The following is a 10,211-nucleotide window of genomic DNA, read 5'->3' as shown; positions in this document are numbered from 1 at the left end:
GCGCCACCGGCCCTGCCCCCTCACTGCCCGGCCCGGCGAGCGACGTGCACCCCGTGCTGCGCCGGGCCACGGCCCCGCCCGCCGCGCTCGACCTGCTCGCCCAGGCCCGCGCCGGACTCGACGAGGCGGCGCTGCTGGAAGCGCCCAACGAGCGTTACGCGACGGCCCATCTGGCCGCCCTGCGCACCGCGGCCGCCGTCCTCGCCTCCCGGGGCCGCCCGGAGGCCACCGCGAGGCGCCGGGCCAAGATCCGGAGCGCCTGGGAAGTGCTCCCCGAGATCGCGCCCGAACTCGCGGAGTGGAGCGCGCTGTTCGCAGCCGGCGCCCGCCGCCGCGCCCGCGCGGAGGCGGGCATACGGGGCGCGGCCAGCAGCCGCGACGCCGACGACCTGCTGCGCGACGTGGCGATGTTCCTGCGCCTCGTCGAGCGCATGCTGGTCCTGCAGCCCGTCCTGCCCCAGCCGCGGCAGGACGGCGACCAGGGAGCGCCCGGCGTACGGGACGCACCGGACGTACCGGATGCGGGCTGACGGCCCCTGGAGGCGGGGAGTGGACGTGGCGAGGGGTGATGTCCGACCAGGGCGCCCAAGGCCGGGGAGAGGGCCGCCGTCCGCCGCGCGAGACGGAGGACCGGGCGCGGGGCCGGAGGCAATAGGGTTGGAAGCGCCTGCACTCTCCCTGGCCGCACAGGCCGCGGGAGGTATCACCATCGCTCCGCCGTACATGAGGCGGTGCCGCGCCGAGGAGTCAACTGCCGTGTCGGACCCGATGCGCCCCCGCGCTTCTCTCCGTACCGCCGTGGTCTGGGAGGTCCTGAAGGACGCCCTCGACCGCCGGGTCAAGGCCACGGGCCGGGAGTCGCTCGACGTGCTCGACACGGGAGGCGGCAGCGGCAACTTCGCGGTGCCCGTCGCTCGCCTCGGCCACCGCGTCACCGTGGTCGACCCCAGTCCGAACGCGCTGTTCGCGCTGGAGCGCCGGGCCGCCGAGGCCGGCGTCGCCGACCGCGTGCAGGGTGTCCAGGGCGACGCCCACGGCCTCTTCGACGTCGTCGAGCGCGGCGGCTATGACGTGGTGCTGTGCCACGGCGTGCTCGAGTACGTGGACGACCCGGCCGAAGGCGTCGCCAACGCGGTGAGCGCGCTGCGCTCCGAGGGCGTCCTCAGTCTGCTCGCCGCGGGCCTGGGCGGCGCCGTGCTGGCGCGCGCACTGGCCGGGCACTTCACGGAGGCCCAGCAGGCCCTCGGCGACCCGGACGGCCGCTGGGGCGAGGGTGACCCCGTGCCGCGGCGCTTCACCACCGAGCAGCTCACCGCTCTCGTCGAGGGCGCCGGGCTGCGCGTGGGCGCCGTCCACGGCGTACGGATCTTCGCGGACCTGGTCCCCGGAGTCCTCGTGGACACCGAGCCGGGAGCGCTGGACGCCCTGCTCAAGCTGGAGGCCGCGGCGGCCGAGCTCGCCGCCTTCCACTCCGTGGCGACCCAGATCCACGTGCTCGGCGAGACGGGAGAAGCCGCCGGCGCCTGAGCGGTCTCCCCCGAGAGCCCGACACCGGCTGGAGCGCCCCGGAAGCGACCGAGCCAAAATGAGGGGTGCGCCAATGATCAGGTGTGCGGCGGCAGATGGAGTACGCCACAGGCCCCCCGATCGTGGACTCGGAGCCGTATGATCGAGGGAGACCGTCCGGCATGCCAGGCCGGTCGCTGGGGAATGCAAGCTTCAGTGAACCGGGGTGCCATGGCGGGTTCCGGTCGGCGAATTGGCGTAGAGGGGCGGGTTTCACGGGGGCGATTCCCTGCCTATCCTGAAGGGGACCCCCGGTCGCCCCGGCGACTGCACGATGAGGAGGACTCCGTGCCGCTCTCGGAGCACGAGCAGCGAATGCTCGAGCAGATGGAGCGAGCGCTGTACGCCGAAGATCCCAAGTTCGCGACAGCGCTTGAGGGAAGCGGGCTGCGTACGTATACCCGGCGACGGGTCTACCAGGCGGTCGCCGGCTTTCTCGTAGGTATCGCGCTCCTCATGGCCGGAATGGTCGCACAGCAGATCTGGGTCAGTGTGGTGGGTTTCCTCGTCATGCTGGGCTGCGCCGTGCTCGCCGTCACCGGTTGGCGCAAAGCCCCCAAGCCGGGCGAGCAACCCGCCGCGGCGGGTGCGCCGGGCGCACCGCCCGCCCGCCGTCAGGGCCGGCAGCGGCGCTCCATGATGGACCGTATCGAAGAGCGCTGGCAGCGGCGCCGCGACGAACAAGGCCACTAGCCCTCCGGGCGGAGAGCCCGAGAGCCGACACAGCGCGTAAGGGGTGACCACCTGCGGGTGGCCACCCCTTCGGCATGCCGAGAAGACGCGACCCTCCGGATCGCATCGCGCTGGAACGCACAACGAACGAGGGCGCCCACCCGACACCGGGTGGGCGCCCTTCGGGGCCAGCCCTCAACCGTCCCCTTCGACGGTCAGCCCTCAACCGTCCCCTTAGACCGTCCCCCTCAGCTGTTGCTCTGCCCCGACGGCCGCCGCGTCAGCGTCGTCCAGCGGGCCGATGCCCTGGCTGTGAGCGATGCCCAGCTCTCGGCGACCGCCCACACCACCCGCACAGCCGAACGGGGTGCGAGGAGTGCCCGGAGGCGGGTGCCGCGGCTGACCGTGGCGCGCAGACCCTCGGTCATACGGCGGACGTCGTCGGCCAGACCCGCCGTCGCCCGCGGCCGCGGCGCGTACAGGACCTGTTCCACGGCGTCCGCGACCCGGTGGACGGAGGCCGCGGCCGCCGAATCCAGATGCCCGATCCGGACGATGCGTGCCGCCGCCTTGCGAGGCGTCTGGGACTCGTCCGGCGCGATACCGAAGTCCCACGCCGTATCGGTCACCTCATGCCACACCGCCAGCGTGTGCGCCGCCGCCTCCGCCTCGGTACGCCCGTGGGCGCCGAGCCGCACGGACCGTACTCGTATCCGCCACAGCATCGGCAGCAGCGGCACCGCGAGTACGGCGAGCGCCGCGAAGATCAGTCCCAGGATCAGGCCCCACGGCGGGCCGTCGTTCGTCACGCCGAACGCGGCCTCCGGAGACTCACTCGCGCAGGACTGGTCCAGCCTCTTCTGCGTCACCGAGCAGCTCTCGCTGGTCGAGGGCGCGGCGGAGGGAGCCGTCGACGCGGACTCGGAAGGCCTGTTCGGGGCGGGGACGCTGGTGCCCGGCGTGTTCGTCCGGGTGTACTCCGGAACCGTGCCCCGGTTCGGCGTCGGCTCGAAGCGGGTCCAGCCCACGCCCTCGAAGTACAGCTCGGGCCAGGCGTGCGCGTCCCGCAGCCCCACCGTCATCGTGCCGTCCGCCTGGGGCGAGCCGGGCGTGAAGCCGACCGCGACACGGGCCGGTATGCCCAGCGTGCGGGCCATCGAGGCCATCGCGAAGGAGAAGTGGACGCAGAAGCCCTCCTTGTCCCTCAGGAAGCGCGCTATCGCCTGGGAGCCGCTGCCGACCTGCACCTCGGTGTCGTATGTGAAGCCGCCTTCCAGGGCGAACCAGTCCTGGAGCTTCACTGCGCGCTCGTAGTTGTTGGTCGAGCCCGCCGTGATCCGCTGGGCCGTGTCCGCCACGACCGGAGGCAGCGAGTCCGGCACCTCGGTGAACTCGCGCCGCAGCGCCGCGGGCGCCGCCGGCGCGTCGGCGAGCTGCTCCGCGGTCGGCTGCACGATCAGGCTGTTGACCGTGTACTCCAGCCCGCGGGTGGTCTGGCCGTGGTCGCCGACGAGCGTGCGCCCCACGGGCTCGAACCGCCACTTGCCGCTGATGTCCACCTTGCTGGCGGGGTAGGGCATGGGCAGCCAGTCCTGCGCGTACCAGTTCGCCGCGGAGAGCTTCGTCTGGATCTCGGTGCGTCGGACCTCGCCCCCGAGGCCGGGTGGCGTCGGGAAGCTGTCGGGTACGGCCGTGATGTTGCGCTTGGCGGGTTTCCAAGCCGTGCCGTCGAACTCGTCGAGCGAGACGATCCGCAGGTAAAGGTCCTGCGTCTCCTCGGAGTTGGTGCGGTAGGACATGACCTCGCGGTCCTCGTCCACGTTCAGGCTGTCGCGGAGCGAGACCAGCGGGTTGACCGCGGAGATCGTGCCGCCGCCCCCGGAGCCCGAACCGACGCCCGTCCCCGCGCTGTCCAGCAGACCGCCGTCGAGGGCGGGCAGGCCGAGCGGCACCACCAGGGCGATGCCGAGCGCGACGGCGCCGATGCGCCGCCCCGTGCGGATCGGGGCGACCGCACCTCCCGAGGTGTCGGGGGACGGTGCGCGGGGCGCGCCGCCGAAGACCCGGCCCCACTGCGAGAGCCGGTCCCTGCCCTCCGCCAGCAGCAGCATCAGGTAACCGATGGCGGCCAGCAGGAACCACGGCCATCCGTCGCCGTCCGAGAGCCCCGCGGCGACCGAGTACAGCGCGAGCAGCGGCAGTCCGGCCGGTGCCGCGCTGCGCATTGTCACCGCGAGCGCGTCCACGGCGAGCCCTATCACCAGGACACCGCCGACCGTCATCATCCTGATGCCGTCCGACAGCGGCGCCGGAATCGAGTACCGCCCGACGTCGTCCGCGCCCGCCTGCAACAGCACCCCGAAGTGCTGGAACACATCCGGGCCGGGGATGATCCCGAACACGGCGTGCTCACGGGCGAACGTCAGCGTCAGCAGCATCAGCGACACCAGCGCCTGCACCGCGATCGTGAGCGGCCGGGCCAGTGGCACCCGCCGGGCTGCCGCGCCCACGCCGGTCTGCACCGCGAGCAGGAACGCCGCCTGCAGGAGCCAGGTGGCGGGATCGACCAGCGGCAGCAGCGCGCACGCCGCCATCAGCGTCGCCGCCGCGGCGCACAGCGCCAGTCGTGCGCCCCCGCTCATGAGCCACCGCCCCCTGCCGTACTTCCCGTCGGCGCGACCTGAGTGCGCTGCCGGTCCGCTTCCCGCCACAGGTCGGTCAGGCTTGTGCCCGGCGGGACGGTCACGGCGGTCCAGCCCGCCTCACGCAGCATCCGAAGCCGCTCCTCGCTCTCTTCCGTGGCGGCAGCTCCGCGCACCCACGCGTCGCTGTCCAGCAGAAAGGCGACCGCCCCGCCGCTGCGCTGCCGCATCTTGGCGAGCACCGTCGCCTGCTCCTCGTCGAGGTCGCCGAGGAAAGCCACCAAAAGCCCCTCGTTCCCTCCGCGCAGCACGTCGTACGCCCGTGACAGGCCCGTGCCGTCGGAGTGGTCGATCACCGCGAGGGTGTCCATCATCAGCCCCGCCGCGTCCGCCGACTCCTGGCTGGCGCCCGCGAACCCGTCGGCCCCCTCGCCGGGCACCGAATTGCCGGTGTCCGTCAACAGCCGTACCGAAAAGCCCCGCTCGAGCATGTGCACCAGGGCCGATGCCGCGCCCGACACGGCCCATTCGAAGGCCGAGTCCGGACCCGCGCCCTCGAAAGCGATGCCCCGGGTGTCCAGGAGCACCGTGCAGCGAGCACGCTGCGGCTGCTCCTCGCGGCGCACCATCAGCTCGCCGTAGCGCGCGGTCGAGCGCCAGTGGACACGGCGCAGATCGTCGCCGTAGCGATACCCACGCGGGATCACGTCGTCCTCGCCGGCCAGAGCCAGCGAACGATGCCGACCCTCGCCGTACCCCTTGGCCTCGCCGGTCAGCCGCACCGGCGGCAGTGCCTCCACGCGCGGGATGACCGTCAGGGTGTCGTACGTCGAGAAGGAACGCGTCAGCTCGCACATCCCGAAGGGGTCGCTGAGCCGCAGTTGCAGCGGACCCAGTGGATAACGGCCGCGCAGATCCGAGCGCACGCGGTACGACACCTCGCGCCGGCCGCCCGCCTCCACCCGGTCCAGTACGAAGCGGGGTCGCGGCCCCAGCACGTACGGCACCCGGTCCTGCAGCATCAGCAGTCCGGTGGGCAGCCGCGAGACGTTGTCCATGCGCAGATGCACCCGGGCCTCCGAGCCCGCGGGCACGCGCGCGGGGGAGAGCCGGCGGCTGCCCGCCACCCGGTAGCGCGTGCGGTACAGCACGGTCGCGCAGACCAGCGGCAGCACGGCCAGCAGCAGCCCGACCCGGAGGAGATCGCTCTGCCCCAGGACGTACGCGCACACCGCGGCCGCCACTCCTGCGGCCAGGAAGGAGCGCCCGCGTGTGGTGAGCCCGGCGAGTGCCGTGCGCAGCCCGCCCTTGTCCTCCTCGGCCTGCGCCGCCGGCATCCCCCCGGTGGTCATCACAGCCTCCGGGGCGGCTGCTGGCCGAAGTCGGGAGCGCCTCGGCCCACCGTGAGGCCACTCTGGGACGGGGGCGCCGCGGGGACGGGCGTGCGCTGCAGGATCTCGAGGACGACCTGTTCGGACGTACGGCGGTTCAGCTGGGCCTGGGCGGTCGGCAGCAGCCGGTGCGCCAGGACCGCCACGGCGAGCGCCTGCACGTCGTCCGGCAGCGCGTAGTCCCGGCCGCTGAGGGCGGCGGACGCCTTCGCCGCACGCAGCAGATGCAGGGTCGCTCGCGGCGAGGCACCCAGTCTGAGGTCCGGGTGGGTGCGGGTGGCGGCGACCAGGTCCACCGCGTAACGCCGCACCGGGTCGGCGACATGGACGGTGCGGACCGCGTCGATGAGCTTCACGATCTCGTGCGCGTGCGCCACCGGCTGGAGGTCGTCCAGGGGGGAGACGCCGCCGTGGACGTCCAGCATCTGCAATTCGGCCTCCGCGCTGGGATAGCCGATCGAGACACGGGCCATGAATCGGTCGCGCTGCGCCTCCGGCAGCGGATACGTGCCCTCCATTTCGACCGGGTTCTGCGTCGCCACCACCATGAAGGGGCTGGGCAGTTCGTAAGTCTGCCCGTCGATGGTGACCTGGCGCTCCTCCATGGACTCCAGGAGCGCGGACTGCGTCTTGGGCGACGCGCGGTTGATCTCGTCGCCGATCACGATCTGCGCGAAGATCGCGCCCGGCTTGAACTCGAAGTCACTGCGCTGCTGATCCCAGATGGACACCCCGGTGATGTCCGAGGGCAGCAGGTCGGGCGTGAACTGAATACGCCGCACCGAGCAGTCGATGGACCGCGCCAGTGCCTTGGCCAGCATGGTCTTGCCGACGCCGGGCACATCCTCGATCAGAAGATGCCCCTCGGCGAGCAGTACGGTCAGCGAAAGCCGTACGACCTCAGGCTTGCCCTCGATCACTTCCTCCACCGAACTGCGGATACGCTCCACAGTGGTGGTCAGATCAGTAAGGCTCGCTCGATCGTCATAGGTCGTCACCCGGCCCTCCTCGGCCCGTTCTTTCTCGGGCCGGCGCTCTGCGATGCGGACCGGCCCAACTCGAAACACGGACACCACGCGCGAAAAGTTCCGCGTGACGCCACACCCGCATTCTTGTTGCCGTTACCGGTTCGTGTCACTCGCCTGTGGACAACTGGCTGTGATATGTCGGGTCTTACGCCCTTTGGGTGGGGTCTATCTCACGCAGTAGACCGGTTTTCACGTCGAACACAAAGCCGCGTACGTCGTCGGTGTGCAGAAGGAACGGAGAGGTGCGCACCCGCTGCATGGACTGCCGCACGTCCTGTTCGACGTCCCGGAAGGCCTCGACCGCCCAGGCGGGGCGCTGGCCGACCTCCATCTCCAGGTCGTGGCGGAAGTCCTCGGTGAGGGACTCCAGGCCGCAGCCGGTGTGGTGGATGAGTACCACGCTGCGGGTGCCGAGCGCCCGCTGGCTGATGGTCAGGGAGCGGATCACGTCGTCGGTGACGACGCCGCCCGCGTTGCGGATCGTGTGGCAGTCGCCCAGTGACAGGCCGAGCGCGTCGTGCAGGTCGAGACGGGCGTCCATGCAGGCCACGACAGCGACCCGCAGCACGGGGCGGGCATCCATGCCGGGGTCGGAGAAGGCGGCGGCGTACCGTTCGTTGGCCTCGACGAGACGGTCGGTGACAGTGCCGCCGGCTGATATGGCGCCTTCGGGCTCTGTGGGAACGGATGCGGAGGTCGTCATATCCATGACGGTAGCCGTCACACCTGGTGAAGGCCTGCTGTGAGAGAGGACAAAGAACATCAACGAGCCTTGTTGTGAGCTAACCCACATGGGTGATGCGGGCGCCCTCGTAAGGGTGGTTCTCCCCGATGTTCGGCTTCAGTGAAGGAGGGGGCTCGCGACGCGCAGGCCGGTTGATTGACCGCGCGACACCGTGGACTAAAGTGGCGCGAAGCGGGAGGCGAGACTCTCCCCCGCTTGACTGATATCTCCCCGGAGGGCCCGGCGATGTGCCGGAATCTCCCCACGTGCGCGGCGCGTACGTACGGCTCGGCCTCCTCTCCGCTTCCGGTCGGCTGACGCTTCCGGCGCCGGCAGGCCTTCCCCCTCTCCGGGGTACCTCCCAGCGTCGGCTGGGGGACGGCGGGGGCCCGGCGGTGCGTACGCCGTGTCGGATCTGAGAGGGCCGGAATGCAAGGGCGCGATGGGGGTACCCCCGGACCGGGTCCGGAGGAGCTTCCTCATGAGGGCGGTACCGGCGGTCGGGAGGGACAGGCCCGACACGTGCCGGTGATGCTCCAGCGGTGCCTTGACCTGCTGGCCCCCGCACTGGAGCGGCCCGGAGCGGTCGTCGTCGACTGCACCCTCGGACTCGGCGGCCACAGCGAGGCACTGCTCACTCGCTTCCCCGAGGCCCGCCTCGTCGCCCTGGACCGCGACAAGGAGGCGCTGCGCCTCAGCGGAGAGCGGCTCGCCCCCTTCGGCGACCGGGCCACCCTGGTGCACGCGGTCTACGACGAACTCCCCGACGTGCTCGACCGCCTGGACCTCCCGCGCGTCCAGGGCGTCCTCTTCGACCTCGGCGTCTCCTCCATGCAACTCGACGAGGCGGACCGCGGATTCGCGTACGCCCAGGACGCCCCGCTCGACATGCGCATGGACCAGACGGCCGGCATCAGCGCGGCCGAGGTGCTCAACACCTATCCGGCCGGTGAGCTCGTACGGATCCTCAGGGCGTACGGCGAGGAGAAGCAGGCCAAGCGGATCGTGTCCGCGATCGTCCGTGAGCGCGCGAAGGAGCCCTTCAGCAACAGCGCGCGCCTGGTGGAGCTGATCCGCGACTCCCTGCCGCAGGCGGCCAAGCGCACGGGTGGCAACCCCGCCAAACGCACCTTCCAGGCGCTGCGCATCGAGGTCAACGGCGAACTCACCGTCCTGGAGAGGGCGATCCCCGCGGCCGTGAAGGCGCTCGCCGTGGAGGGCCGGATCGCCGTCCTGTCGTACCACTCGCTCGAGGACCGGCTGGTCAAGCAGGTGTTCGCGGCCGGAGCCGCGAACACCGCGCCCGCCGGGCTGCCGGTTGTGCCCGAGCGCTACCAGCCCCGGCTCAAGCTGCTGACGCGCGGAGCCGAACTTCCCACGGAGGAAGAGGTCGCGGAGAACCGGCGGGCCGCGCCGGCGCGACTGCGCGGGGCACAGCGCATCAGGGAGGACGCCGAGTGAGGCACAAGAAGGGGAGGGTTGAGTGAGTAGGAAACCCGAACTGAGGGGAAGGGCCGCCCGGCTCGCCCGGCTCATCCCGGCCGGCTCCGGGCAGGCTGCCCGTACTCCCTTCGTCCTTCTCGTCGTGCTCCTCCTGGGCGGCGGCCTCATCGGACTGCTCATGCTGAACTCCGCCCTCAGCGCGGGCGCGTTCAAGCTCGACGACCTCCAGAAGGACAAGAAGAGCCTCACCGACGAGGAGCAGGCGCTCCAGCGGGAGGTCGATGCCTACTCCGCCCCGGACGCCCTCCAGCGCCGCGCCCGCGAGCTGGGCATGGTGCCCGGCGGCGACCCCGCCTTCCTCAACCCCGACGGCACGGTGCGAGGCGTTCCCAGCGCTGCCCCCCAGCAGTCGTCGGCGCGCGTGCCCCTGGTGCGCCCGCCCGAGATGCTCACCCCCACACCCGTGCCCACGCCCACGGCCTCGACACCGGTGGCGAGCCCGGCCGGCTCCCCGGAAGGCACGCCCTCCACACAGTCCCGCACCCCCTCCGAGGCATCCGCCACCCCGTCCAAGATCCCCACCGCGCCCACGCGCCCCTCCACGACCCCCGGCAGGTGACGGAAGTGTCCGACAGGGAACCCCCGCGCCGCCGGGTGCCGCCGCCCGCCAGGCCCGTGCGCCCCGCCAGGCCCGTACGCCCCGGCAGCCGGAGCCCGAGCCGAAGCCCGAGGCCGGGGCCGGGCG

At 72.0% G+C, this 10,211-nt stretch carries 9 protein-coding genes; 5 read left to right on the top strand and 4 right to left on the bottom strand.

What is annotated here, in order from left to right; genetic code table 11:
- The 3 genes from FE633_RS46225 to FE633_RS46215 all read left to right on the top strand — a co-directional run.
- Positions 1–530, top strand: a 530-nt coding sequence (locus FE633_RS46225) for an SAV_6107 family HEPN domain-containing protein (RefSeq protein ID WP_138051153.1), incomplete at its 5' end; no start/stop codon positions are given.
- A 226-nt stretch (positions 531–756) separates the two neighbouring features.
- The gene (locus tag FE633_RS46220; protein WP_138051152.1) at positions 757–1,527 is read left to right on the top strand and encodes a methyltransferase; all 771 of its coding nucleotides are present in this window, start codon (positions 757–759) and stop codon (positions 1,525–1,527) included.
- 327 nt (positions 1,528–1,854) lie between these two features.
- Complete coding sequence (locus tag FE633_RS46215; RefSeq protein ID WP_138051151.1) at positions 1,855–2,259, top strand: DUF3040 domain-containing protein; 405 nt, start codon at positions 1,855–1,857, stop codon at positions 2,257–2,259.
- A 227-nt stretch (positions 2,260–2,486) separates the two neighbouring features.
- Here FE633_RS46215 and FE633_RS46210 read toward each other — a convergent pair whose 3' ends face one another.
- The 4 genes from FE633_RS46210 to FE633_RS46195 all read right to left on the bottom strand — a co-directional run bounded on the left by FE633_RS46210 (position 2,487) and on the right by FE633_RS46195 (position 8,002).
- A complete protein-coding gene (locus FE633_RS46210) occupies positions 2,487–4,880 on the bottom strand; it encodes a transglutaminase TgpA family protein (RefSeq protein WP_138051150.1) in 2,394 nt (797 codons plus the stop codon).
- Positions 4,877–6,232, bottom strand: coding sequence for a DUF58 domain-containing protein (locus FE633_RS46205; RefSeq protein ID WP_138051149.1), 1,356 nt, complete (start codon positions 6,230–6,232; stop codon positions 4,877–4,879). The genes FE633_RS46210 and FE633_RS46205 overlap by 4 nt, the downstream gene beginning before the upstream one ends.
- Positions 6,232–7,269, bottom strand: coding sequence for an AAA family ATPase (locus FE633_RS46200; protein WP_138051148.1), 1,038 nt, complete (start codon positions 7,267–7,269; stop codon positions 6,232–6,234). Before FE633_RS46200 ends, FE633_RS46205 begins: the two co-directional genes overlap by 1 nt.
- A gap of 175 nt (positions 7,270–7,444) precedes the next feature.
- Positions 7,445–8,002 (bottom strand): beta-class carbonic anhydrase, encoded by a 558-nt coding sequence (locus tag FE633_RS46195; protein WP_138051147.1) that lies wholly within the window; start codon positions 8,000–8,002, stop codon positions 7,445–7,447.
- Between the two features lie 543 nt (positions 8,003–8,545).
- Here FE633_RS46195 and rsmH point away from each other — a divergent pair.
- Together rsmH and ftsL are read left to right on the top strand one after the other, a co-directional pair.
- On the top strand, positions 8,546–9,484 hold the full coding sequence (gene rsmH, locus FE633_RS46190) for a 16S rRNA (cytosine(1402)-N(4))-methyltransferase RsmH (protein ID WP_281291352.1): 939 nt from the start codon (positions 8,546–8,548) through the stop codon (positions 9,482–9,484).
- Between the two features lie 22 nt (positions 9,485–9,506).
- Positions 9,507–10,085, top strand: coding sequence for a cell division protein FtsL (ftsL, locus tag FE633_RS46185; RefSeq protein WP_138051146.1), 579 nt, complete (start codon positions 9,507–9,509; stop codon positions 10,083–10,085).
- Positions 10,086–10,211 lie beyond the last annotated feature (126 nt).

The organism is Streptomyces montanus (genome assembly GCF_005786655.1).
GTDB lineage: Bacteria > Actinomycetota > Actinomycetes > Streptomycetales > Streptomycetaceae > Streptomyces > Streptomyces sporangiiformans.
The sequence above is the reverse complement of the archived record's forward strand: the minus strand, read 5'-3'. Positions and strand labels throughout refer to the sequence as shown.

Coding starts and splice junctions, on each gene's coding strand:
- FE633_RS46210 (WP_138051150.1), bottom strand. CDS start 4,880: ATGAGCGGGGGCGCACGACTGGCGCTGTGCGCCGCGGCGGCGACGCTG.
- FE633_RS46205 (WP_138051149.1), bottom strand. CDS start 6,232: ATGACCACCGGGGGGATGCCGGCGGCGCAGGCCGAGGAGGACAAGGGC.
- FE633_RS46195 (WP_138051147.1), bottom strand. CDS start 8,002: ATGACGACCTCCGCATCCGTTCCCACAGAGCCCGAAGGCGCCATATCA.